Below are 25,294 nucleotides of genomic sequence, written 5' to 3'. Positions count from 1 at the left end.
CGCTGTGCGGAGCTTATGCAAATGCGGAGGATTAGACTTCCGTCAGCGTCGTTTCCAGCGGCAGACGAGATTTCGGCAGTGCGGCGTTGAAATCTTCTACGCTGTGATGACCCACCGGAACCACCACTACGCTGGTGAAACCTTTCTCTTTCAGGCCAAATTCTGCATCCATGACCGCTGAATCAAAGCCTTCGATCGGCACAGCATCCAGGCCCATAGCCGCAACGCCCAGCAGGAAGTTACCGACGTTGAGGTACACCTGTTTTGCCATCCAGTGGTTGTCATCCTTCAGCTCTTTGCGATGCATGTCGGCAAAGAAGGTACGGCCTTTATGGTTTGCGGCTTTAGCTTCAGGCGTAGCGAAACGACCATCGCTCTCTTCTTGATCCACCACGCGCTCCAGCCACGCATCGTCCATCGCCGTTTTGGCGCAGAACACCACAACGTGGGAAGCATCCAGCATTTTGCGTTCGTTGAATACAAAACCGCCGGCTGCGGATTTAGCTACACGCGCTTTACCTTCGTCAGTGCTGGCGACAATAAAGTGCCATGGCTGAGAGTTGGTGCTGGACGGGCTAAACTGCAGCAGCGTTTTTAATTTTTCGGCCTGCTCAGCGGTCAGCTTTTTATTCGGATCGAATGCCTTAGTGGAGTAACGTTTTAAGGCGACAGAAACAATATCCATAACTACTCCTGGTGATTTTTTATACCCTGCGGGTGCGTTTTGTTTCAGCAGGGTACAGGGTTAGCGGGAAAAAGATAAGACAGGAAAATGCAAAAACACTTATCGGGGTTAACGATAAATCAACCTGGACGTAGACGTTTTTGATCCCGCTTCGCCAGACCGTCTACGACGCGGTGCCATGAATCATTCACCAGCTCTGCCAGTAATGATTCGGTAATGTCGTCGCCAGGGTAGACCGAGATCCAGTGTTTTTTATTCATGTGATAGCCGGGTTTAATGCTGGGGTAGATCTGCTGGTTTAACAGTGACTTCTGCGGGTCTGATTTTAGGTTAACCAGCGGGCGTCCGCGAAGCTCAGTGACCAGCATAAAAATTTTGCCGCCGACTTTGAAGACGTCGTATTCCGGGCCGAATGGCCAGCAGTGTTCGGTAAAAGGCTGTTCGAGCGCCAGGCGCTTCGCACAGGCATGCAGGGTCTGGCCGTCCATTATTTTTCCTCGCGGGTCAGTGCGCGCCACATGGCTTCAAACCCCATCGATATATAGTCTTTTGCGCGGGCCGCGTCGCGGGCGGCGAACTCCATGGTGGTCTCCGCCAGAGAAAGAAACAACGCGTCGCCAAAGGCGCGATACTCGTCAGACATAAACTCGGGTCGTACGGAACGATGACAAAGATCGCGTAATTCCGGGAACATATCGTCAGCCTGTTGTTCTGTTTCTTTGCTGATTTTCTCGCTGACGGCCAACTGGCGAATCGTGCGATGCCCGCAGGTGTGGTTCAGGCCCCAGCTAATGTAGCTGTTCCAGATGTAGTGAGTCATGGTTTTGGCATCGGTCACTGAGCGATCCAGATTTGCCATCATCGACTGACATAGATCTTGCTTCAAAAAGAGGTAAAGCTCGTTGATCAAATCATCTTTGGTCGCGAAATAGCGAAACAAGGTTCCCTCCGCAACCCCTGCATTGCGGGCTATCACGGCGGTAGAGGCCGCAATACCTGATTGTGCAAATGCTGTGGTTGCAGCTTCCAGTAATGCCAGTTTTTTGTCTTCACTCTTCGGACGAGCCACTACACTTTACCCTTAAGTCTGTAAAAAACATGATTGAATCACGGCCTTTGCTGCACCGCAACGGCGAATGTCAAAGATTGAAAATCATCTTGACGGCGAACTTTCGATTTCTATAATGAGTGCTTACTCACTCATAATCAAGAGTCAGTCGCGCAAACCAGCGGAAAGGGGGCGCGTTTAAGGTCAGGATATGAAGCGTCTCACAGTTTGTGTGGTTGTTATTATGCTTATTGCCGCAGCTGCAAGTTTACCGTTTGTACTCAATGCCGGGTTTGGTCAGGCACCGCAAGGGGCACAACTGAGTCAGGTTGAACAGTCACCACACTATCGTGATGGACAGTTTCATAACCAGGTGCCGACACCGGGCTATACCGGCAACAAAGGTATGCTGGCGGCCTGGTGGGAGTTTCTGGTTGCAAAGCGTGAAAATGCGCGTCCGGCGCAGCCGTTACCGCTGGTGGCGACCGATCTCGCCGGGCTTGCGCCGCTGCAGGATACGCTGGTCTGGCTCGGCCACTCCTCGTGGTATTTACAGCTGGCGGGTCAGCGTATCTTGATTGATCCGGTGTTTAGCAATTATGCCGCACCGTTTTCATTCCTGAATAAAGCCTTCGCCGGAGATTATCCGTGGAGTGCGCAGACGATGCCGGAGATCGATCTGCTCATCATCTCGCACGATCACTATGACCATCTGGATCTCGCCACTATCAAGGCGCTAATGCCGAAAATTAAGCGGGTGATTACGCCGCTCGGCGTCGGATCGCATCTGCGTTACTGGGGGATGCGCAGCGAGATAATCGAAGAGCGCGACTGGAATCAGTCTGTCAGAGTGACGGATTCGCTGATCGTTCATGTGCTGCCTGCTCGTCATTTCTCGGGACGCGGTATCAAGCGCAACCAAACGCTATGGGCGAGCTTCATGTTCGAAACGCCGGAGCAGAACGTTTATTACAGTGGCGATTCCGGCTATGGACCGCATTTCAAAGCCATTGGCGAGCAGTTTGGCTCGGTTGACCTGGCGATTATGGAGAACGGTCAGTATGACCAGGACTGGAAGTTTATTCACATGATGCCGGAAGAGACGGCACAGGCCGCGGCAGATTTGCATGCGAAAGCCGTGTTGCCAGGGCATGCCGGCCGTTTCGTTCTGGCGAAACATACCTGGGATGATCCTTACAAACGACTGGCGCTTGCCAGCCGTCATCAGGATTACCGCCTGCTGACGCCCATGCTGGGTGAACCGGTAGTACTGTCCGAACCGGACCAACCGTTTACGGCCTGGTGGCAACAGGCGACTCAATGAATACAGGGGAGAGCATGATGACGATTTCTGCTCAGGTAATTGATACGATTGTTGAATGGATTGATGAGAATTTGAATCAGCCATTGCGCATTGATGATATTGCGCGCCATGCGGGATATTCCAAATGGCACCTGCAGCGTCTCTTTATGCAGTACAAAGGTGAAAGCCTCGGGCGTTACATCCGTGAGCGTAAGCTGCTGCTGGCGGCGCGCGATCTACGCGATACCGACCAGAAAGTGTACGACATTTGTTTGAAGTACGGATTTGATTCGCAGCAGACCTTTACGCGTATTTTCACCCGAACGTTCAGCCAGCCGCCGGGTGCTTATCGCAAAGAAAATCATAGCCGAACGCATTAACGACGAAGAGTTCTCGCGGGCCTAATCCGCCAGCGAGAACCAGTGCCGCCAGATGAAGCGCAACAGCAAATACTCAAGCACCCCCAGCAGTAAAAACCACAGGCAATACAGCAAAGTATAAAACTGGTTGAGATCCATCAGATGAAAGGTGGTGACGACCTTTTGCGCCAACAGCAGGCCAAGCGAGGGGGCGGGTAGCAGCAGGCAGGACAAAAAAGCCAGCAGCAGGATCCCTGCGACGGTCATCAGTGATTCAAGCGGATGTTTCATAGCATTGTTAAACTTGAGTTAAAAAGCCATTGTCCGGGATCTCTGCGGGCAACGCAAATTCCCACGCTTATAACCCTGCCCAAATCTCACAATGCTTTTTCACCAGACCACTCAACGACCCGCCGTCGGCGACGAAATCACGCATATTTTGTGCTTCATCATGACCATTTTTAACCTGCAGGCCTATAGCTTCAATCGCGCTGGCCGCGCCCACTTTATCTGCAGAGGTAGCGATATTCTCCAGTAGCCGCAATGTGTCATCTGACAAGCGGCAGCCGTCGCCGGTGTTGACGTCGGTGACGATTCCCGCCATACCAAAGCGGCAAGCCTGGAAACGGTTGAATTTATACAGCAGGTAATCACGCTCCTGGTGTTTGAACGGGCGTTTGGTGAGTAACCAGTGGGCGGTAGCCTGAATAAGTCCTGCCATATTGACTGCATGATCAAGGGTCAGCGACGTATCCATTACCCGAACCTCTACTGTGCCAAAGTGCGGGCTGGGGCGGATATCCCAGTGTAAATCTTTAATGCTGTCAATCATGCTGGTGTAAGCCAGCCGACGGAATAGCCCCTCGAATTCCTGCCAGTTATTCACCCATGGCATCGGGCCATTATCGGGAAATCCGGAGAATATATTTAGTCGCGCGCAAGCAAACCGCGTGTCGGACGTCTGCATATAAGGTGAGGCGGCGGAGAGCGCAATAAAATGGGGAACAAACCGCGACAGCCCGTGCAGGAGATAAATGGCATCATCGCCGTTTGCGCAGCCGATATGCACATGCTGGCCGAACACTGTCGCCTGCTGGATAAGATAGCCAAAATTTTCCAGGTTGCGTCGATAGCGTTCGTCATCGCACACTTCCTGACGTTGCCATTTTTGAAATGGATGCGTACCACCACCACAGATGGCGAGGTGATGCTTTGCAGCAACCCGCGAGATTACCTGCTGCATGGCGGATAATTCAGCACTCGCCTGGTCGATATCGCGACAAACCCCGGTCGCCATCTCCAGCATACTTTCCGTGATATCGTGCTTTACTTCTCCGGCGGTAAGCAGCGGCTTTACGGCGTCAATCAACCGGGAAGAATCCTGGCTCAGGTCGTAGCCCGGAGGATTGACTACCTGCATTTCCAGCTCAATGCCTAACGTGAAAGGGTCAGAAACATGAAAATCGGGTAGTGGCATAGGGTTCTCTTCAGCGTTGATTGAATCCTTAGAGTATAGAAGCGCTGCTGATTTTCTGTTCGTTGTCAAAATCTTCTGGCGACGCTTTGAAGGCGAAATGGCCGGTGTTATAACTATTTTTTACTTCGCAAAAGGGGTTGAAAGGTGCCGGAACTAAATCTTTATGGACAGACCGTCGGCGATGTTGTGCCGGGCTGGAATGGCGCCGCCGTGCTGCCACGGGAAACGCTTACAGGGCAATATTGTCGACTGGTTCCTCTGGATGCCGACAGCCATGCTGCCGATCTGTTTGATGCTTATGCGCAGGCACCGGACGATCGCGACTGGACCTGGCTTGCCAGCTCTCGCCCCACAAGCGTTGAGGCCGCAGCTTGCTGGGTACAGGGGAAAGCTACTGATGCATCTCTGGTTCCCTATGCCGTCATTGAGCAGCGTTCCGGACGTGCCGTTGGACTGGTGTGCTTTATGGCAATTGAACGAGAGCACGGTTCGGTCGAAATTGGTCATGTGACCTGGTCACCGCGCATGAAAAATACGGTACTCGGCACCGAAAGTATCTGGCTGCTGCTGCGCCAGGCGTTTGCGTTGGGCTATCGTCGCGTGGAGTGGAAATGTGATTCCCTGAACACGGCTTCCCGTCGGGCGGCTGAGCGCCTTGGGTTTATCTTCGAAGGACGCTTTCGCCAGAAGATTGTGCGCAAGGGGCGTAATCGCGACAGCGACTGGTTATCGATGATTGACGGCGAATGGCCCCAGTGTGACGCCGTGTTACAGCGCTGGCTGGCTGCCGACAACTTTGATGAAAACGGCCGGCAACGAAAAACGCTGGCTGCCTGTAGCGGAGAATAAATTAATGCCCGCAGCTAACCATGGCTGCGGGCGTAATGCTGTTTACCAACAGATAAATCCACCATCTACAACCAGGTCTACACCGGTGCAAAATGAAGCAGCATCGCTGGCCAGAAAGAGTGCCGGGCCCGCCATCTCTTCCACTTTTGCCATGCGCTGAATCGGCGTCTGGCTTTCAAACTCCCGCGTCTGATGAACCATTTCCGGTCGAGTGTTCATCGGTGTGGCGGTATATCCAGGGCTGATAGAATTCACGCGGATCCCTTTTCCAATCCACTCCATCGCCAGGCTTTTTGACAGATGAATGACCCCAGCCTTAGCGCTATTGTAATGGGCTTGTTCAAGACCTCGGTTAACAATAATTCCGGACATGGATGCGATGTTAATAATCGAGCCACCACCGGATTCCAGCATCAGCTCCGCTTCGGCTTTACAGGAATTCCACACGCCAGTGAGGTTAATGTCGATAACGCGTTGCCACTGCTCGCTTTCCATTTCCAGCGCTGGGTTGGCGTTGGCAATGCCTGCGGCATTGACCGCAATATCCAGACGACCAAAGCGTTCCTTCGCCAGGGCTACCGCGGCGCGAAGGTCGCTAAGCTGACGGACATCACCCGTATAGAGCGCAGCCTGGGCGCCAATAGCGGTAATAGTATCAACGGTCGCGTTCAGCCCGCCGTCTTCGCGCAAATCAAAACAGACTACGTGTGCGCCCGCGCTGGCGAGTGCGCAGGCGATAGTCTGACCGATGCCGCTGCCTGCGCCAGTAACAAAAGCGACGCGCCCCTCAAGATTAAACAGTTGTTGAGCAAAATCTTTTGCAATCATAGTGATGACTCTCTTAACAGATACCCTGGCGGGCATTAAGACATAATCAGGCCGCCATCGATGTTGATGGTTTGTCCGGTGAGATAACGCGCATCGTCAGAGGCGAGAAAAGCGACCAGCCCGGCGACATCTTCAGGTTTGCCCGCGCGTTTCATTGGGATGCCTTTAACCCATTCCGCCATCAGTTCACCTTTGCCATAGCGTTTTTCATCTGTACTGAGAATCTCGCCCCAGACACGATCGTTGTAATCCCACATTTCGCTTTCGATTATCCCCGGGCAAAAGGCGTTGACGGTGATATTCCATGGCGCTAACTCATGGGCCAGACTTTGCGTAATGCCAATTACGCCCATCTTGCTGGCGGCGTAGTGTGGGGTATAGATGAAACCCTGACGTCCCTGACCGGAAGAGGTATTAATCAGGCAGCCCTGGTTTTGCTTAACCATATATTTTGCGGCTTCCCGGCAGCAGAGCCATACGCCAGTGGTATTTACGGCGAGGACTTTTTCGAAATCTGCTTTCGGCATGCGGTCGAAATAGTCGATGGTGATAACACCCGCGTTTTGAATTGAGACATCAATGGTGCCAAAGCGCGCTGCGGCCTGCTCGTACAGAGATTGCACCTGCGCTTCATTGGTGACATCCACCTGCAAAGATAAAATATCTGCCTGATAGCGCTGACGAAGCTGTTCCGCTGTTTCGTGGACGCGCTCTGCATTAGATACCATCACCAGATTTGCGCCGTCGCGGGCAAAACGTTCGGCGATACCTGCGCCAATCCCTCGACAAGCACCAGTGATGACAATTGTCTTACCATGAAAATCACGTTGCATATTTTTATCCCCTGTATGGGCCGGGCAAAAGATGCCCGGCGGAATGTTGCTGCTTAACTGGATACGGTATTTACTGAGGGTGCTGCCGCCAGCTTTTCGTCGTGGCGACGCATCAGAATGACTTTGTTCTGCAGCTTTTGCTGGAACTGATCGACAACAACGGCGGTGACGATAACCACACCTTTGATGACCATTTGCCAGAAGTCGCTGACGCCCATCATCACCATGCCATCGGCGAGGAAGACAATTACGAAGGCACCGATAATGGAGCCGGAGACACGTCCACGTCCTCCCGCGAGGGCCGTTCCACCCAGCACAGTTGCGCCAATGGCATCCATCTCAAACATGTTGCCGGTCATCGGATGTGCGGTTTGCAGTTGTGAAGCCACAATCAGCCCAACAAAAGCGGCACACAGACCGGAGAAGGCGTAGACAAAGATCTTCGCTTTTACGATAGGGACACCCGCCAGACGTGCGGCGGATTCGTTCCCTCCAATCGCGTAGATGTAGCGGCCTAATGGGGTTTTGGTGGTTACCCAGTAGCCCAGCAACAGGAAGGCAATCATCAGCCAGATAGGAAGATAAATCCCCAACAAAGTACCTGAACCCAGCGTGGCAAAACCGGTATTGCCCAGCGCATCCATGCCGTTCAGATTTGGGTAAGTGCTGCCGTCGTTAAACAGAAGAGCAGACCCTCTGGCAACGTACATCATGCCGAGCGTACAGATAAACGGTGCAACGCCGAAACGCGTGATGACGGCACCGTTGACAAAACCAACGACAACGCCGAAGAGGGCAACACAGATTATGACCTCTGGTACGTTGAAGAAGATGATGTTGCCACCCCAGATGGGCAGACCGTTGGTAAGCAAGGCGCCTGCAACCATACCGCAAATACCCGCTACCGCCCCGACGGACAGATCGATACCGCCAGTCAGTATCACCAGCGTCATACCAATTGCCAGTAAGCCTGTGATGGCGACGTGCTGGGTCATGATCAACAGGTTAGAGGTGGTCAGGAAATTAGGTACCATCACGCTAAAGAATGCGATAACCAGCAGCAGTGCGATAAACGTTCTGGCCTTCAGCAGGTACATATAAATCATATATTTCTGGTTCATGATGGATTCCAGCCTGATTAATCTTGAGGTGTAGAAGCCGCGATTAATGCCTCGCGGGTGACCGCATGACGGGGGACATCAGCGGTGATTCGGCCATCGGCCATCACCAGAATACGGTCCGCCAGCGCCATCACTTCGTCCAGCTCTGATGAAGAGAACATCACCGCCAGCCCTTGCTGCGCCATTTTGCCAATAAGGTGATACACGTCGGTTTTCGCGCCCACATCAATGCCTCGGGTAGGTTCGTCAAGGAAAACCACCTGCGGTTGCGTCATCAATGCCTTACCCAGCACCACTTTTTGCTGATTACCGCCGCTTAATGAGGTGATAGGCAATTCGGGATCGCTCACTTTGATAGCCAGTTGCTGGATCATTGCCTTCACACTGGCCTGCTCTTTGTGCGGGTTCAGCCATTTCCAGGCACGGCGAAAGCCTTGCAGGCTGAAGTCAGACAGCGTCATGTTGGACTGAATCGACATCATCTGAACAACGCCTTCACCCTGTCGGTCTTCAGGCACCAGCGCCAGCCCCTTTTTAAGACGTGACTGAAAATGGGCTTTATCAATGCATTCGCCGTTAAGCTGCACGCTCCCACTCTGGCAGGGCATGAGTCCCACCAGTCCTTTGAACAGTTCAGTTCGTCCTGCGCCCAGCAGACCATAGATTCCGATGACTTCGCCTTTACTGAGGCTAAACGTCACGTCATTAAGCTTATAGCCACCGCTCGGATGAAGGGCTGTGAGACCCTGTACGGATAGAACCGTTTCACCTTTTGGTGCGGGTTGATAATCAAAATGTTTTTTCTTATCACCTACCATTTGTTCAATGATCCACGGAATACTGGCATCATTGACTGGACGTTCACTGATAAAACGGCCGTCGCGGAAAATCGTGATGTAATCGCCAATTTCCATCAACTCTTCCAGACGGTGGGATATATAGATGATGGTGACGCCGCGTCGTTTGAGTTGCTCAATGACGTTAAACAACACTTTCACCTCAGACTGGCTGAGGGCGGAGGTCGGTTCATCCATGATTAAAACACGGGTGTCTTTGGAGAGCGCACGCGCAATCTCGACCAGTTGCTGATGACCGATCCCTAGTTCTTCCAGTGGCGTATACGGATCAACATCCAGTTCGAGTCTTTCCAGTAAGGATTTTGCCAGAGCGTATTGGTATTTTTCGTTGATTTTCCCTTTCTGAAAAAACTCGTTTGCCATGAAAATATTATCCATGACATTCATGTTTGGGAATAAATTCAACTCCTGAAAAATAATACTGATACCCAGTTTTTCGGCCTGATGGGTCGAATTTAATGTAACGGGTGTGCCATCCATAATAATTTGCCCGGAAGAAGGGCTTTCGACACCAGCAAGCATTTTCATCATGGTGGACTTACCCGCACCATTTTCTCCGATCAGCACGTTTACTTTATTCCGATATACCCGATAGTTGACGCTATCTAACGCCACTACCCCAGGGTAAACACGCGATAAATCGTGTGTTTCGATAATAACTTCAGATTCGACGGAATGAGGAGTGACGATATCTTGCTGCTGCATGTTATTGTCCTCCTACAGATTCAATTTTCGCTGGTGTAATATCCGGGATGGATCCTGGAATCTCCCACTCAGAAAAAACACCATAAACGTGTACTGACTCGCCGGTTTTAAGCTGCGCAGATTGGAGCATCTTTATTGCTTGTTCGTTAATTCCCCGACCATATTCACCAAATAATACCTGGTCATTGAAATCACTATAACTTGCGCCTTTAAAGGCATCGCGTAATTGTGTGCCGCGTAGCGTCGGACCAATCTGTACAATAATGTTGTTGCCGCTTTTATCGGCGATAGTCATTTTCCCATTGCGAGAGGCGGTATCCAGAGTGCTAATTTTTCCCTCAACTTTAACGTAAAAGATGCAGGGATTCTCTTCCTGGGAACGATAGCCGAGGTTTTTACAGGCGCTATCAAAATCTTTTTCAGCTTGCAAGGCCATCAGTAAATCAGCCACCGGACGAGCCTGCCCGACAATTTGCGGGACAATTTTGTTTTGCCACGTTTGATCTATATTGGCCATGTGTGGATTCGGTGGCGACTTGAGGTCCGCAAGTTCCTGCTGCGAGACGATGCGGCATCCTCCCACGGTCAACACGACCAGCGCAAGCCAGGCTTTTTTAGACATAATATTCTCCTCTGCGCCTCCTGAGAGGCGCAACAACCCGGGATCAGGACTTGATATTGAAATCCTGTACTTTATCTGCGTTTTCTTTAGTGATAAGAATTCCGCGGAACATGACGCGTTGTTTTTCTGGTTTTATGCCTTTTTGCAGGTAGTTATCCAGATCGGTAACCCCTTGTGCTGCGATAGCCTGTGCCTGGAGCATGACGGTTGCCTGTAGAGTGCCAGCCTTCACCGCATCACGTTCGTCGTTGCTGCCGTCGATACCGACCACGACCACGTCGCTGCGGTTCGCCGCTTTTAATGCAGCAATAGCGCCCAGTGCTACTGGACCGTTACCGCAGATAATACCTTTCACGTCCGGGTGAGCTTGTAGGATGCTGTCCATAATACGTTTACCGTCGATAAGCGTACCTTTGGCATCCTGTCTGGCAACACTAACCATATCCGGGAACTGATCGATAACCTGGTGGAAGGATTTGGAGCGCGTAACACAATTATTATCGGCAAGGTTACACGTCAGTTCAGCATATTTACCTTTTTCGCCCATCTTCTCGACGAAAATATTTGCAACTTCGGAACCAGCCTGGAAGTTATTGTGGGTAATTTGCACCAGTGCAACATCATCAACGGGAATTTCACGGTTGATTAATATGACGGGAATTCCAGCTTTTTTCGCTTTTTCAATTGCCGCGACGCTGGCCGTTGAATCTGCATTATCCAGAACGATACCCTGGACTTTTTTGCCGATTGCTGTATCAATCAATTCATTCTGTTTTTTCACATCTTCACTGTGCGACAAAATTGTAGTTTTGTAGCCCAGTTCTTGGGCTTTTTCACTGGCACCTTTTGCTTCTGAGGCGTAATACGGATTATCCAGTGAATTCACCATAATCATGATTGTCCCTTTTTCCGCTGCATGAGCAGTAAAAGACAAAGCAGTCAGGGTTGCAGCAGTTAACAGCGTTAAACGTAATTTCATGACAATGTTCTCTCTGTGTTGTTATTGTCGGGTACGGTGAAACAACGTAAAGCTTGAATTTTTTATGGTCCGGTATCCTCCTGTATATGTGGTAAATAACGTCGCGCTTTTTCCCTGGTGAGGCGTCAGGCGGACGAGGCCGGTTTCCATAATGTTCTGTTTACCGCATGGCGCCATTCCTGCCATCTTTTTTGCAACCGATGATGGCGATCCATGTCGGGTTGAAATGTGCTATGTACGGTTAAAAAAGCTTTTAAATCAGTCAGTGAGCCAGGGTAAAGCGCTTTACGCGCCAGTAATGCCGCGCCAATGGCGGAAAGTTCTGGCACATCGCTACGCATAACCGGATAACCAAGCAAGTCTGCCTGGTATTGCATTAGCCAGTCGTTTTTAGTGGGGCCACCGTCAACCATTAATGCAGTTAACTTGAAATCATCGTGCTGCTGCATGGCAACTACAACATCGGCGATTTGATAGGTAATCGACTCAAGTGCGGCACGAATGAGATGTGCTCGTTTAACTCCCCGGCTGAGTCCGCAGATGACTCCACGGGCACTGTCGTCCCACCATGGCGCGCCAAGCCCGGTCAGTGCTGGCACAAAATAAACGCCGAGGGTTGAATCAACGGTGGCGGGAAGGGTGTTGAGTTCGTAGGTCAGTTCGGCATCAGAAAGTTCGCTCAGACCCGTACTGTCTGCCATCCATGCCACCGCATCACCCGTGTGCGGGATATTGCCTTCCAGTCCGTATATGATGCTGTTTCCATCGTGCCAGGCGATGGTGGTAGCCAGTGCGTCAATATCACATTGGGCTGATTTGACCGGCGCCATCACCGATGACCCGGTACCGTAAGTTGCTTTAACGCATCCCATTTCGCCAAGAGCATGGCCAAACAGAGCGGCATGTGAGTCACCCACCATCGACATCACAGGAATGCCGTCTGGAATGCCATTCAGTCCACGTGTATGACCAAATAATCCACTGGAGGGTTTTATTTCCGGTAAGGCGGCGCGTGGAATGTGGAAGAGTGCCAGCATGGCTTCATCCCACTCCCCAGAGTGCAGGTTTAGCAACTGTGTGCGGGCGGCGTTGGAATAGTCACAGCAGAAGGCTTCACCAGCGGTTAAATTCCAAAGCAACCAACTGTCGATCGTTCCCAGGCAAATTTGTCCCTGCGCAGCCAGCTGTGGCCCATCGGTCACGGATTCCAGTAGCCAGCGCATTTTTGATGCGGAAAAAAGGGGGGCGATTGGCAGACCTGTGGTTGATTTTATCAGTTGTTCTTTATTTTCATGCCGCAGCTCCTCGCAGTAAGCCGCGCTGCGCGTACATTGCCAGGTGATTGCGGAATTTAGAGGTCTGCCAGTCTGACGATACCAGCCTATGGCGGTTTCACGCTGATTACTAATAGCCAGTGCCGCGACGTTTTCAGCACCAACATGATTCACAGCTTTGGCAATGACGCCAATAGAAGCATCAATCAACACCTCGCCAGATTGTTCAACCCAGCCATCCCGAGGGGTCTGAATCGCCAGTGGCTGAGAAAACTTTGCGACCACATTGCCCTGTGCATCAAGCGCGACTGCTTTGGCGTTAGTTGTGCCTTCATCCAGCGCAATAATGAACTCTTTCTTCGCTGCACACATAGATTATCTCCTGAGTCACATTGCGTCCCGGTTTGGAGGATAAAGCCCCTCTCATTGTCGCGTCATTACTACATCAGGCCTGGCTGTGACATCGTTTTTTTAATTATTGAATATATATTCGGTGTTGATTATTTATTTAATACCTTAGCTACAATCTTTCCGTTGGGCTACAGAAAAAATCATCAATTGTGCTGAGAATCACACTTACATAGACGGGATAATAACAGAAAGAAGAATAAATTAAGGCGAGGTGAAACCTTTCAGTTCATTGAAATATATAGATTTTAGTCACAGCCTTTGCTTTTTATCTTTCGTGCAAAGGCTATCAGCGAATCGAGGATCAGGAGGTGACCAGCATCCGGGCGGTAGGATAGTCGGTAATAAGCACGTCGATATAACCTCCGTTCAACGCCCCTTTAATTGCCGCGACTTTGTCTGTACCGCCAGCAAGGGCCACGACATTCGGGCATTTTTTTACCTTGTCCAGGGCCATGCCAATTACGGGATCTTCGTCATCTTGCAATACCGGCTGGCCCTTGTTGTCGTAGTAATGCAGGCAAATGTCTCCGACCGCGCCGCGATCAGCCAGTACCTGCAACATATCTTCGTGGTAGTAGTTGCCTGATGTTTTCAGCAATTGGGACGGTTCGAGGATCCCGACGCCAACAATGGCGATGTCTACGTTATCAAAGCGTGAAATCACATCGGCGACATCTTTGCTGGCAACGAGACGATTTTTCTCTTCAACCGAGCCTTCGATACTCTGCGAAGGCAGCAGCCAGGCTTCACAATTCAGATGTTGTGCCAGCGTCTGCGTCAGTATTGTGGCCTGTACGTTGCCGTTAGGACCCACGCCGCCCAACAATTGAATTACGCCGCCGGCTTTCAGGTTCTGCGTATGGACTTCATCCACCATCGCTCGGATCGTCGAACTCCATGAGGAAACGCCCACCAGATCTTTGGGGCGCAGTCGGGTTTCCAGATAGTGGGCTGCGGCAGAACCAATGGCGCGTTTGATGGTGTGGTCGCTGGCATCCTCTTCGGTATCGACCACAATGGCCTGCTTAATGCCGTAACGTTCCTCGATCCCTTTTTCAAGATTCAGGAAGATATTTGAGGGCTGGACAACGCTGATTTTCACCACCCCTTCTTTCTGACAGCGGGTGATGGCGCGGGAGATAAACGACTGAGAAAGCGAGAGAAGTTGAGCAATATCGGACTGTTTGCGTCCTTCAAGATAGTAAAGGGTAGCGATTTTAACCAATAGCCGTTGTTCGTCCTGCTTAGCCATATATTTCCTCGAAAATCATTTACGTACCGCCATTATCTTAATGCGTTTTATCATACGCGAAAATTGAAGACAGGTAAGTGTGATAAAGCTCTAACTTTAACCAATCCTCCAAAACAGCTATGGACAAAAACGAAAATTAGGTTGCATAATTGAATAAAGAATCATTTATGAATATATATTCATGGTGGTTACAGGTCAACTTATTATTACCAGCGTCAGTGTGGTCGCGGTAAGGAGGCAGAATGCTCCTGAGTATGAAACAACGGCGTAAGCCCGAAGATGTGACGTATGGGAAATTCTGGTTTTTTTAGTCCCATACGGAATAAATATTCCATATTGAAAATAAATTCAGAGGTGCTAAATGAATCCCTGGAACTATGATATCCAGACTCTTGAGCGCAAAGCGCGGGCGGTTCGCCGTCACATCGTTAGATTAAATGCTAACAGCCCTGCGGGTGGGCATACTGGTGCGGACTTGTCTCAAGTTGAGCTGTTGACGGCACTCTATTTTCGTATACTTAATGTCGCTCCGGAGCGTATCGCTGATGAGGCTCGGGATATCTACATCCAGTCTAAAGGTCACGCGGTAGGCTGTTACTACTGCGTTCTGGCGGAGGCGGGTTTTTTTCCCGTTGACTGGCTGGAAACCTATCAACATGCCAATTCCCATCTTCCCGGACACCCGGTGCGCCAGAAAACGCCGGGTATTGAACTGAATACCGGTGCTCTTGGCCACGGTTTACCTGTTGCGGTGGGACTGGCTCTGGCTGCGAAGAAAAGTAACAGTTCACGCCGCATCTTTTTAATCACAGGCGATGGCGAACTGGCCGAAGGAAGTAACTGGGAAGCGGCGCTGGCTGCTGCTCATTATGGCCTCGATAACCTGATCATAATTAATGACAAGAACAATCTTCAATTAGCCGGACCGACTCGCGAAATCATGAATACCGATCCGCTTGCCGCAAAATGGCAGGCATTTGGTATGACGGTGACTGAGTGTCAGGGGAATGATATGGCGTCGGTTGTCGCCACGCTGGAAGGACTTAAGCAGGATGGCAAACCTAACGTCATCATTGCCAATACCACGAAAGGCGCGGGTATATCGTTTATCCAGGGGCGCCCTGAATGGCACCATCGGGTGCCAAAAGGTGAAGAGATCGAACTGGCTCTGGAGGAGTTAAAAGATGAGTAATGCAGAACACCTCGCGAACGTCATGGTTCAGGCGTTCATTGATGCAGTGGAACAAGGTGTTGACCTGGTGCCGGTCGTAGCGGACTCGACATCAACCGCGAAAATTGCTCCTTTTATAAAGCAGTTTCCCGGTCGCCTGGTCAACGTAGGTATTGCCGAACAAAGCATGGTTGGAACGGCGGCAGGACTTGCACTTGGCGGTAAGGTCGCCGTCACCTGTAACGCTGCGCCATTTCTTATCTCCCGTGCCAATGAGCAAATTAAAGTCGATGTTTGCTACAACAATACCAATGTGAAGCTATTCGGTCTTAATGCTGGTGCCAGCTATGGCCCGCTGGCGAGCACTCACCATTCGATCGATGATATTGCCATTATGCGAGGCTTCGGCAATATCCAGATTTTCGCCCCATCTTCGCCACGAGAGTGCCGACAGATTATCGATTATGCGATTGGCTATCAGGGACCGGTATATATTCGTCTTGATGGAAAAGCACTGCCGGAACTTCATGACGAGAGTTACCGTTTTGTTCCGGGGGCGGTGTTGACGCTGCGTGAAGGGGAGCATGTGGCGCTGGTGGCAACGGGCTCGACAGTTCATGAAATTGTTGATGCCGCTGCGCTGTTGGCTGATGCCGGTATTCAGGCGAAGGTGGTCAGTGTACCTTCAATTCGACCATGTGATACCAAAGCCCTGTTGTCAGCACTACAGGGCAGCAAAGCGGTGATTACCGTAGAAGAGCACAACATTAATGGTGGGTTGGGAAGCCTGGTGGCAGAAGTGCTGGCTGAGGGCGGAGTCGGGGCGGTGTTAAAGCGTTTAGGCATTCCGGATGGAGAGTATGCAGCGGCAGCGGATCGTGGCTGGCTACGTCAGCATCATGGTTTTGACGCCGCAGCTATCGCTGCTCAGGCGCGAGAACTGCTGTGACGTTCACACTGTTGCCAGTGTGATTACATCATTACCCGAGAACCGCCATTGCACGCGATACGCCTGGCTGTGAGCACGTAGTATCATTTGGTTGTGTTGCAACTCAACGATTTGATACTGCGTAAATTCGGCGACTGATTGTTGTGACGCCTGGGTTGCTTTAAAGGCACTTTCTTTGGCGGAAAATGCCAGCGTGAGAGCCTGCTCCACAGACAGACCGCTATTAGCCAACCACGCTTTTTCTGTATTGGTGACAATACTACTTACCAGTTCGTTCGCCATTTGCTGCGTAAAAATAGTTTCTATATCCAGCCCGACGGGATGCGTTGATACCGCCGCCAGGGCGATTGTTCCGCTATGACTGATGCTGCCAAACAGATTTTGCGGCCACAACGGTTGGCGTTGCGCGCCGATGCCGGGTACGGTTTTGTGACCAAACTCACGCAGCGCGTGTACTGCGGCAATACGCCCAGCTAAGTGCTCAGCTTTACGCTTACGTCCACAGGACTGAAGCTGAGTGTGGTGGGGGAGCCAGAGCAGGTCGTGCTCATGGACGCTGGCGGGATCGAACTCGACAATGTGCAGCGTGTGGTCTGCGAAAGTGAGCGGTGTGTGCGTGGTGTGCATGATAGTTATAATTTCCCTCTCCCCGCAGCGAGGAGAGGGAAAACGTTATCAGAAGTGCGTGTTAACGCTCATGAACCACGTCCGGCCCGGTTCGTTATAGGTGTATGCGCCAGCGCCCGCCATATAGTTCCCGGTTACAATATCTCCCGTGGTCTGGGCATTACCTTCACGCCACAGACGTTTGTCGAAGACGTTATCCACGCCGCCAGTCAGGCTGACGTTTTTCGTCACATCCCAGGTCGCGCTCAGGCCGACGATGCTGTACGGGCTGACTTCATTCGCCGAACTACCGGTTACCGGTTTACCCTGGTAATCGTACTTCTTCGGCTGCTGTTTGCCGTACCAGGTGAAGGTGGACTGCAGCGACAAATCTTCGCGTGCCTGCCAGCTCAGAGTCGAGTTCAGCGTGTACTCAGGAATAATCGACAGGCGTTCGCCGGTCTCTTTATTCTTACTTTGCAGCATGTAAGTGATGTTGTTGGTCCAGTTAACGGTTTCGCTAACCGGCACGTTCAACGTACCTTCCAGGCCCTCAACCACCGCTTTAGGAATGTTTTCCCACTGGTAGATATCGGTGTAAGTTGTCTTCCCTTTGTTGGTGATAGACGTTCTGTCGAACGGTACCGTACCTGCTTCAATTTTGTTGCGATAATCGTTGCGGAACCAGGTTACCCCAGCCAGCCAGCCGTCGCGCTTGAACTCAAGACCAATCTCTTTGTTGATACTGGTTTCGGCCTTCAGATCGTCGTTGCCCATCATGTAGCAACCAATACCGGTCGCGGAACCGGTGGCGTAGCAACCCTGCCCCTTGCTGTACAGAATGTAGTTCGGGTTAAGTTGATACAGGCTTGGCGCTTTATAGGCGCGCGCGATGCCCATTTTCAGCGTAAAGTCGTCACCCAGACCCTGAGACAGGTTCAGGGACGGACTCCAGTTGTCGCCGACGATGCTGTGATGGTCGAAACGCAGACCTGGCGTCAGCATCGTGCTGTCGGTCAGCTCCATGTTATTTTCAGCAAACAGAGAGAAAATCTCTGCATCTGAGTACGGGCTACGGTTAGTGCTGCTGGCCCCTGGAATATCACCGCCCATAAAGGTCTGTGAATTAGATAACATGTCTTTCATGCGCTGCTGGTTCCATTCGGTACCAAGCGTCAGATTTTGGTTAACCAGCAGATCTAACGGAATGCTGACCTCACTGTGCAGCATGACGTCACTCAGGTCGGCGTCGAGATATTTTTGTGACGCATTCGGGTCGAAAATCCCTTCAGTACCACCTGCCAGGCCTTCCGGTGTACGGGAGTTACGCGTGTGTTCGTACTGCACCCAGTTGCTGGTGGTGACGCCGTTATCCCAGCCGCCGTTCCAGGTCAGAGAGTAGTTCTGGCGGTAAAGACGGTTGGTCTCTTTCCCGTAGTTATCTTTCACCAGTTGGTTGGTGTTGGTGTTTTGGGTGTCACCCGCATACAGGTTGCCCTGGCGGCTATAGCCGGCTTCCAGTTCCAGTGACTGGAGCGGGGCGAAATCCCAGCGAACCACGCCGTTAATGTCTTTGTTGATTACCCCTTCACGACCGGCGGGTAAGGTGTTGGAGTAGGTGCCGGTACGTTCAGACTGATGGCCCTGGTTGATGTCCCACGCGTCGGCCTGAGTTTTATCGAGATTACCGTACAGACGGAAGCTGAAATCCCCGCCCAATGGGCCATTCAGGCTAAAGTTGGTCCGCTTGGTCGAACCTTCATCTTTGTGTTCCGGGGCATTGAAATAGGTATCCCAGGAGCCGTGCCATTCATTGCTGCCTTTTTTGGTGATGATATTCACCACGCCGCCAGCCGCACCGTTGCCATAGCGTGCCGCGGCAGGACCGCGCAGCACTTCAATACGTTCGATCATTTCCGGTGGGACCCAGGCGGTATCGCCGCGGGTATCACGCTCGCCGCGCCAGCCCTGGCGTACGGAGTTACGGCTGGTAACCGGTTTACCGTCGATCAGAATCAGGGTGTTTTCTGGCCCCATGCCGCGGATATCGATCTGACGGTTGTTGCCGCGCTGTCCGCTGGTTGAGTTACCGGTCAGGTTAACGCCAGGCATGGTACGGATGATTTCCGACACATCGCGAGCGGGAGGATTCTTACGAATCTCATCAGCGGTAATGGTTGAAACGCCCGGCGCCTGCAGGTTCTGCTGGGCAGCGGTAACGACGATGGTGTCTTCATGAGAGACTGCGGCGCTATCGGTTTGATCTTCTGCCATTGCTGGCAGGGCTACCCCGTAAATCCCTAAATTGACCAATAAGGCCAGTGAATGAATCTTGTTGTTCATTGTATGTCCTGCTGTTCTTTTAGCCACGAGTTCCAATGTGCCGTGTTGCGGCATTTGGCCTGATGTCGCCCGCATCCGCGTAAACCCTCCATTCCAGAAAAAGTACGCAGCGCCAGGTCGGTTTATAAGTGGTGAAAAACTGTGCGCGCTTCCCACAGCGCGACAATACGCTATTGCAAATGCAAATAGTTATCAATAATATTATCAATGTATTTCACGCTAGATCATAAAATTTCACGATAAACATGGGGTTATGGCGGTGACGACGTTAAAGATGGGAAGCGAGGCGTGGTGGCAGTCAAAAAAAGGCCCGGAGTGGGAGCGTGAAGACAACGGAAATTATCGGGTAACCTTCTGGTGGCGTGACCCGCAGGGAACGGAGAAAGAGTCAGCCATTCATCACGTTTGGGTTTATATCACCGGCGTCACCGACCACCATCAAAATGCTACCCCTCAGTCGATGCGACGCATTGATGGAACGAATATTTGGTGCTGGAGTGTTTCCCTCAGCGCCAACTGGCGTGGCAGTTACTGTTTTATCCCAACAGCGCGCAACGATATTTTTGCACCGCAGGCGCTGGGCGACACCCCTGACCGAACCGCGCTGCGTGAAGGCTGGCGGCAATTACTGCCGCAGGCTATTGCTGACCCCCTTAATTCGCAGAGCTGGCAGGGCGGTCGTGGCCACGCGGTGTCTGCGCTGGAAATGCCGGAGGCACCCGTACAGCCAGGATGGGATCGACCTGAAAACCCCGATTCACCCGCAGTGTGTCTGCAATGGCGTAGCGCCAGGCTCGGCAATACGCGTCGCGTATGGGTGTTTACCACCGGTGATGCTCAACCCGAAACGCGTCCGTTGGCTATCCTGCTGGACGGACAGTTTTGGGCGCAGAGTATGCCGGTCTGGCCTGCGCTAACTTCACTTACGCATCGTGGGCACCTTCCTCCTGCCGTTTATCTCCTGATTGATGCCATCGACACGGCTCACCGTAGCCGCGAACTGCCGTGTAACGCGGATTTTTGGTTGGCGGTACAAGAGGAGCTGTTGCCGCTGGTGAAGACGACAACCGCGTTCAGTGATGACCCGCAGCGCACGGTGGTCGCCGGACAAAGTTTTGGCGGATTGTCATCGCTGTATGCCGGGCTAAACTGGCCCGCGCGCTTTGGCTGCGTACTCAGCCAGTCGGGCTCTTACTGGTGGCCGCATCGCGGTGGTTATCAGGATGGGACGATCGTTGAGCAACTGAAGAGCGGGAAGGTCAGTGCTCAGGGGCTGCGTATTGTCCTGGAAGCCGGGATCCGCGAGCCCATTATTTTTCGCGCTAATCAGGCGCTATATGCCCAGTTACCCTCTGCACCACAGTCTATTTTCTGGCGTCAGGTTGATGGCGGACACGATGCGCTTTGCTGGCGCGGCGGTTTGATGCAAGGGCTGATAACGCTCTGGCAACCGCTTACTGACACGATTTAACCGGACGACGTTCCACGACAGGAGTTGAGTATGGAATTCAGTAACCCCTTCGATAATCCGCAGGGCCAGTTTTACATTCTGCAAAATCCCCAACGTCAGTTTAGCCTTTGGCCGCGACAATGCTCACTTCCTGCTGGTTGGACGGTCGCGTGCGAACCCCAATCCCAGGAAGCCTGCCAGCAATGGCTGGATGCAAACTGGACCACGCTGACGCCAGCAAATTACGTCGATGTGCAGGAGGCTCCATGACTCAGCGTTTACCATTAGTCGCGGCTCAGCCGGGGATCTGGATGGCGGAAAAACTCTCCACATTGCCCTCGGCATGGAGCGTGGCGCACTACGTAGAATTAACCGGCGAACTGGACGCGCCGTTACTGGCAAAAGCGGTTGTGGCGGGTCTGGAGCAGGCAGATACCCTACGGATGCGGTTTAGCGAAGATAACGGCGAGGTCTGGCAATGGGTAGACCCTGCGCTCGCCTTTGCGCAACCCGACGTTATTGACTTGCGTGAAAAATCCAATCCCCATGAGGCGGCACGAGCGTTGATGCAGGCAGACCTGCAGCAGGACATACGTGCTGATAGCAGCAAACCGCTGGTTTTTCACCTGCTCATTCAGGTGGGAGACAAGCGCTGGTATTGGTATCAGCGTTACCATCATCTGCTGGTTGATGGCTTCAGTTTCCCGGCCATTACCCGCCAGATAGCCGCGATTTACCGTGCATGGCTGCATGGCGAGTCCACGCCAGAATCACCTTTTACGCCATTTGCTGAGGTGGTGGAAGAGTATCAACAGTATCGTCAGAGTGATGCCTGGCAACGCGACGGCGCCTTCTGGAGCGAGCAACGAAAGCAACTCCCACCTCCGGCATCGCTATCTGATAAACCACTGCCGGGGCGGTCAGCCAGCGCGGATATCATTCGTCTGAAGTTAACCGCGCCTGAAGGGGAGTTTCGCCGGCTTGCGGCACGTATGCCTGACGTTCAGCGTGCGGATCTGGCCCTCGCGCTGGTGGCGTTGTGGCTGGGACGTTTGTGCAGCCGAATGGATTATGCAGCCGGGTTTATCTTTATGCGGCGCATGGGATCGGCGGCGCTGACGTCCAGCGGACCCGTTTTAAACGTTTTGCCATTTGGTGTGCAACTGGATGCGGCAGAAAGCTTGCCTGCGCTTGCACAACGACTGGCCGGACAGTTAAAGAAAATGCGCCGACATCAGCGTTATGATGCCGAGCAAATTGTTCGCGACAGCGGGCGCGCAGCCGGTGCTGAACCTCTGTTTGGCCCGGTGCTGAACGTGAAAATATTCGACTATCAGCTCAATATTCCCGGCGTGCAGGCGCGAACTCATACGCTGGCGACGGGGCCGGTGAACGATCTTGAGCTGGCGCTGTTCCCGGATGAAAACGGCGGTCTGAGTATTGAAATCCTGGCCAATAAACAACGTTATGAAGCCGAGACGCTGGCGCAGCATGCATCACGTTTAATCGGGCTTATCGAGCAGTTTGCCGACAATCCGGCGCTATGCTGCGGCGACGCCGGGATGCTGTTGCCAACAGAACATGAGCGGCTGGCGAAGATTAACGACACCACCGTGGAGATCCCGTCCACTACGCTGAGCGCGCTGGTGGCGCAGCAGGCTGATAAAACGCCGGATGCCCCGGCGCTGGCCGATGCCCGTTATCAGTTTAGCTATCGCGAAATGCGCCAGCAGGTCGTGGCGCTGGCGCAGCTTCTGCGCGAGCGTGGCGTCCGCCCTGGCGACAGCGTAGCCGTGGCATTACCGCGTTCCGTGTTCCTGACGCTGGCATTGCACGGCATTGTTGAGGCGGGAGCCGCCTGGCTGCCATTGGATACCGGATACCCGGACGATCGCCTGAGGATGATGCTCGAAGACGCAAAACCGAAATTGCTGATCGCGACCGAAGAGCAACTGGCGCGCTTTAGCGATATTCCGGCGCTGGAAAGTCTGTGCTACAACGCGCCGCTGCCAGCAGAAGATGCAGCTCCGCTGGCGCTATCTCAACCCAATCATACGGCCTATATCATTTTTACTTCCGGTTCTACCGGCAGACCAAAAGGGGTAATGGTTGGGCAAACCGCCATCGTTAACCGTTTGCTGTGGATGCAAAATCACTACCCGCTGGCCGCAGATGATGTGGTGGCGCAAAAAACGCCATGCAGTTTTGACGTCTCGGTATGGGAGTTTTTCTGGCCGTTTATTGCCGGGGCAAAACTGGTAATGGCGGAACCTGAGGCGCACCGCGATCCGCTGGCGATGCAGCAATTCTTTGCCCAATACGGGGTGACGACCACGCACTTCGTTCCTTCGATGCTGGCCGCTTTTGTCGCTTCACTGACGCCGGAAACCGCGCGGGAGAGTTGCGCCTCGCTGAAACGGGTATTCTGCAGCGGTGAAGCCTTGCCTGCAGATTTATGTCGCGAGTGGGAGCAGTTGACTCGTGCGCCACTGCACAATTTATACGGGCCAACGGAAGCGGCGGTCGATGTGAGCTGGTATCCGGCCTGTGGGGATGAACTTGCCGCCGTAACCGGCAACAGCGTGCCGATTGGTTATCCGGTATGGAATACAGGTTTACGCATCCTGGATGCCATGATGCGCCCGGTGCCTTTCGGCGTGGCGGGTGACCTGTATCTGACGGGGATCCAACTGGCGCAAGGATACCTGGGGCGAGCGGATCTGACCGCAAGCCGCTTTATCGCCGATCCGTTTAACGCCGGCGAACGCATGTACCGTACCGGGGATGTGGCGCGCTGGCTGGAAAATGGCGCGGTGGAATACCTTGGGCGCAGCGATGACCAGCTTAAAATTCGCGGACAACGCATTGAGCTTGGTGAGATTGATCGGGTGATGCAGCAGTTGCCTGATGTCGAGCATGCCGTTGCCCATGCCTGCGTATTCAACCAGGCGGCGGCGACAGGCGGCGATGCGCGTCAACTGGTGGGGTATCTGGTGTCGCAATCGGGGTTACCGCTGGATACGTCCGCATTGCGGGACAGTCTGCGTGAAAAACTGCCTGCGCATATGGTGCCAACGGTATTGTTGCAACTGGCGGAGCTACCGCTTAGCGCGAACGGTAAACTGGATCGTAAAGCGCTGCCGATGCCGCAGTTGACGTCGCGTACTTCCGGGCGCGCGCCGCGTACAGGGACTGAAACTACCATCGCACAGTCTTTTGCGGCTTTGCTGAGTTGCGAGGTGAATGACGTGGAGGCGGACTTCTTTGCGCTTGGTGGTCATTCGTTGCTGGCGATGAAGCTGGCAGCGCAGTTGAGCCGGGCTTTTGAGCGTCAGGTGACGCCTGGGCAGATAATGGTGGCTTCTACCGTTGAACAACTGAGCGCACTGCTGGAGAGCAATGATGATGAGCAGTCGCAGCGTCTGGGATTTGAGACGCTGCTGCCGCTGCGCCAAAGTCACGGGCCAACGCTGTTTTGCTTCCATCCGGCGTCGGGTTTTGCCTGGCAGTTTAGCGTGCTGTCGCGCTACCTCAGCCCGCAATGGTCGATTACCGGCATTCAGTCTCCACGGCCGGATGGCCCTATGCAAACGGCGGAGAACCTTGATGCGGTATGTGAACATCATTTGGCAACGCTGCTCAGCCAGCAGCCTCATGGTCCCTACTATTTATTAGGTTACTCGCTGGGAGGCACGCTGGCGCAGGGGATTGCCGCGCGCTTACATGCCAGAGGAGAGACAGTTGCATTCCTGGGACTGCTCGATACCTGGCCGCCGGAAACGCAAAACTGGCAGGATAAAGAGGCCAATGGGTTAGATCCAGCGGTACTGGCGGAGATCGCGCGCGAGCGTGAAGCGTTTCTGGCTGCGCAGCAGGGTAATGCGTCAGAGACCTTATTTAACGCAATCGAAGGTAACTACGCCGATGCGGTTCGCCTGCTCACCACGGCACACAGCGTGCCGTTTGCTGGTCACGCCACGCTGTTCGTCGCTGAGCGTACCTTAGTGCCGGGAGTCAGTCCGGAGCGCAGCTGGTCGCCGTGGATATCCAGTCTGGATGTCTATCGTCAGGACTGCGCGCACGTTGATATCATAACCCCTGAGGCGTTTGAGAAGATTGGGCCAGTCATGTGTGACCTGCTCAAAGACATTCAGTAAATGGTCTCGCCACCT

23 protein-coding genes are annotated in these 25,294 nt (G+C 52.8%); 8 read left to right on the top strand and 15 right to left on the bottom strand.

Annotated elements, in window-relative coordinates; translation table 11 throughout:
* Nucleotides 1-31: 31 nt before the first annotated feature.
* The 3 genes from nfsB to OGV80_RS19260 form a co-directional block, all read right to left on the bottom strand.
* Nucleotides 32-685 (bottom strand): oxygen-insensitive NAD(P)H nitroreductase, encoded by a 654-nt coding sequence (gene nfsB / locus OGV80_RS19270; protein WP_003831162.1) that lies wholly within the window; start codon nucleotides 683-685, stop codon nucleotides 32-34.
* Nucleotides 686-804: 119 nt separating this feature from the next.
* Complete coding sequence (locus OGV80_RS19265; RefSeq protein ID WP_043015516.1) at nucleotides 805-1,173, bottom strand: MmcQ/YjbR family DNA-binding protein; 369 nt, start codon at nucleotides 1,171-1,173, stop codon at nucleotides 805-807.
* The gene (locus tag OGV80_RS19260) at nucleotides 1,173-1,754 is read right to left on the bottom strand and encodes a TetR/AcrR family transcriptional regulator (RefSeq protein WP_087051593.1); all 582 of its coding nucleotides are present in this window, start codon (nucleotides 1,752-1,754) and stop codon (nucleotides 1,173-1,175) included. Before OGV80_RS19260 ends, OGV80_RS19265 begins: the two co-directional genes overlap by 1 nt.
* Nucleotides 1,755-1,944: 190 nt before the next feature.
* Between OGV80_RS19260 and OGV80_RS19255 the strand changes: the two genes are divergently transcribed.
* Nucleotides 1,945-3,057: an MBL fold metallo-hydrolase gene (locus OGV80_RS19255; RefSeq protein ID WP_043015517.1), complete on the top strand. Its 1,113-nt coding sequence runs from the start codon at nucleotides 1,945-1,947 to the stop codon at nucleotides 3,055-3,057.
* Between the two features lie 17 nt (nucleotides 3,058-3,074).
* Nucleotides 3,075-3,416, top strand: coding sequence for a RamA family antibiotic efflux transcriptional regulator (locus tag OGV80_RS19250; RefSeq protein WP_100194920.1), 342 nt, complete (start codon nucleotides 3,075-3,077; stop codon nucleotides 3,414-3,416).
* Between the two features lie 21 nt (nucleotides 3,417-3,437).
* Here the strand turns inward: OGV80_RS19250 and OGV80_RS19245 are convergent, their stop codons facing one another.
* On the bottom strand, nucleotides 3,438-3,686 hold the full coding sequence (locus tag OGV80_RS19245; protein WP_286515536.1) for a DUF1158 family protein: 249 nt from the start codon (nucleotides 3,684-3,686) through the stop codon (nucleotides 3,438-3,440).
* Nucleotides 3,687-3,753: 67 nt separating this feature from the next.
* Nucleotides 3,754-4,872 carry a YbdK family carboxylate-amine ligase gene (locus OGV80_RS19240; protein ID WP_286515534.1) on the bottom strand — a complete coding sequence of 373 codons (1,119 nt, stop codon included), beginning with the start codon at nucleotides 4,870-4,872 and terminating at the stop codon, nucleotides 3,754-3,756.
* Nucleotides 4,873-5,016: 144 nt separating this feature from the next.
* On the opposite strand from OGV80_RS19240, the gene OGV80_RS19235 reads away from it, so the two are divergent.
* Nucleotides 5,017-5,721: a GNAT family N-acetyltransferase gene (locus tag OGV80_RS19235; protein WP_075145024.1), complete on the top strand. Its 705-nt coding sequence runs from the start codon at nucleotides 5,017-5,019 to the stop codon at nucleotides 5,719-5,721.
* A 42-nt stretch (nucleotides 5,722-5,763) separates the two neighbouring features.
* On the opposite strand, the gene OGV80_RS19230 is transcribed toward OGV80_RS19235, so the two are convergent.
* From OGV80_RS19230 to OGV80_RS19195, 8 genes are all read right to left on the bottom strand, one after another.
* Nucleotides 5,764-6,549 carry an SDR family oxidoreductase gene (locus tag OGV80_RS19230; protein ID WP_075145023.1) on the bottom strand — a complete coding sequence of 262 codons (786 nt, stop codon included), beginning with the start codon at nucleotides 6,547-6,549 and terminating at the stop codon, nucleotides 5,764-5,766.
* Between the two features lie 35 nt (nucleotides 6,550-6,584).
* Nucleotides 6,585-7,382 (bottom strand): SDR family oxidoreductase, encoded by a 798-nt coding sequence (locus OGV80_RS19225; RefSeq protein WP_003831170.1) that lies wholly within the window; start codon nucleotides 7,380-7,382, stop codon nucleotides 6,585-6,587.
* Nucleotides 7,383-7,435: 53 nt separating this feature from the next.
* Nucleotides 7,436-8,503, bottom strand: coding sequence for an ABC transporter permease (locus tag OGV80_RS19220; protein WP_043015522.1), 1,068 nt, complete (start codon nucleotides 8,501-8,503; stop codon nucleotides 7,436-7,438).
* Between the two features lie 17 nt (nucleotides 8,504-8,520).
* Entirely contained in the window at nucleotides 8,521-10,065 is a 1,545-nt protein-coding gene (locus tag OGV80_RS19215; protein ID WP_100194078.1) for a sugar ABC transporter ATP-binding protein, read from the bottom strand.
* Between the two features lies 1 nt (nucleotide 10,066).
* The gene (locus OGV80_RS19210) at nucleotides 10,067-10,687 is read right to left on the bottom strand and encodes a DUF2291 family protein (protein WP_200000284.1); all 621 of its coding nucleotides are present in this window, start codon (nucleotides 10,685-10,687) and stop codon (nucleotides 10,067-10,069) included.
* 43 nt (nucleotides 10,688-10,730) lie between these two features.
* Nucleotides 10,731-11,666, bottom strand: a complete 936-nt coding sequence (locus OGV80_RS19205; protein ID WP_043015525.1) for a D-ribose ABC transporter substrate-binding protein — start codon at nucleotides 11,664-11,666, stop codon at nucleotides 10,731-10,733.
* A 125-nt stretch (nucleotides 11,667-11,791) separates the two neighbouring features.
* On the bottom strand, nucleotides 11,792-13,312 hold the full coding sequence (locus OGV80_RS19200) for an FGGY family carbohydrate kinase (protein WP_286515529.1): 1,521 nt from the start codon (nucleotides 13,310-13,312) through the stop codon (nucleotides 11,792-11,794).
* Nucleotides 13,313-13,652: 340 nt separating this feature from the next.
* Nucleotides 13,653-14,603: a sugar-binding transcriptional regulator gene (locus tag OGV80_RS19195; RefSeq protein WP_003831176.1), complete on the bottom strand. Its 951-nt coding sequence runs from the start codon at nucleotides 14,601-14,603 to the stop codon at nucleotides 13,653-13,655.
* 361 nt (nucleotides 14,604-14,964) lie between these two features.
* On the opposite strand from OGV80_RS19195, the gene OGV80_RS19190 reads away from it, so the two are divergent.
* Nucleotides 14,965-15,795 (top strand): transketolase, encoded by an 831-nt coding sequence (locus tag OGV80_RS19190; RefSeq protein WP_003831177.1) that lies wholly within the window; start codon nucleotides 14,965-14,967, stop codon nucleotides 15,793-15,795.
* The gene (locus OGV80_RS19185; protein ID WP_008784049.1) at nucleotides 15,788-16,723 is read left to right on the top strand and encodes a transketolase family protein; all 936 of its coding nucleotides are present in this window, start codon (nucleotides 15,788-15,790) and stop codon (nucleotides 16,721-16,723) included. Before OGV80_RS19190 ends, OGV80_RS19185 begins: the two co-directional genes overlap by 8 nt.
* Nucleotides 16,724-16,726: 3 nt before the next feature.
* On the opposite strand, the gene entD is transcribed toward OGV80_RS19185, so the two are convergent.
* Together entD and OGV80_RS19175 are read right to left on the bottom strand one after the other, a co-directional pair.
* Nucleotides 16,727-17,350 (bottom strand): enterobactin synthase subunit EntD, encoded by a 624-nt coding sequence (gene entD, locus OGV80_RS19180; RefSeq protein WP_286515527.1) that lies wholly within the window; start codon nucleotides 17,348-17,350, stop codon nucleotides 16,727-16,729.
* A gap of 48 nt (nucleotides 17,351-17,398) precedes the next feature.
* On the bottom strand, nucleotides 17,399-19,672 hold the full coding sequence (locus OGV80_RS19175; protein WP_080625578.1) for a TonB-dependent siderophore receptor: 2,274 nt from the start codon (nucleotides 19,670-19,672) through the stop codon (nucleotides 17,399-17,401).
* A 253-nt stretch (nucleotides 19,673-19,925) separates the two neighbouring features.
* Between OGV80_RS19175 and fes the strand changes: the two genes are divergently transcribed.
* Genes fes through entF form a run of 3 tightly spaced genes read left to right on the top strand, consistent with a single transcriptional unit; the run spans nucleotide 19,926 to nucleotide 25,279 of the window.
* On the top strand, nucleotides 19,926-21,143 hold the full coding sequence (gene fes / locus OGV80_RS19170) for an enterochelin esterase (protein WP_193144634.1): 1,218 nt from the start codon (nucleotides 19,926-19,928) through the stop codon (nucleotides 21,141-21,143).
* A gap of 30 nt (nucleotides 21,144-21,173) precedes the next feature.
* A complete protein-coding gene (locus tag OGV80_RS19165; RefSeq protein WP_047412796.1) occupies nucleotides 21,174-21,392 on the top strand; it encodes an MbtH family protein in 219 nt (72 codons plus the stop codon).
* Nucleotides 21,389-25,279, top strand: a complete 3,891-nt coding sequence (gene entF / locus OGV80_RS19160) for an enterobactin non-ribosomal peptide synthetase EntF (protein ID WP_286515525.1) — start codon at nucleotides 21,389-21,391, stop codon at nucleotides 25,277-25,279. Before OGV80_RS19165 ends, entF begins: the two co-directional genes overlap by 4 nt.
* The last annotated feature ends 15 nt before the right edge of the window (nucleotides 25,280-25,294 follow it).

The sequence above is a fragment of the Citrobacter sp. Ce119 genome, assembly GCF_030334525.1.
In the GTDB taxonomy this organism is placed as follows: Bacteria; Pseudomonadota; Gammaproteobacteria; order Enterobacterales; family Enterobacteriaceae; genus Citrobacter; species Citrobacter europaeus.
Note: the sequence above shows the minus strand (reverse complement) of the source record. Positions and strands in the feature narration are given on the sequence as shown.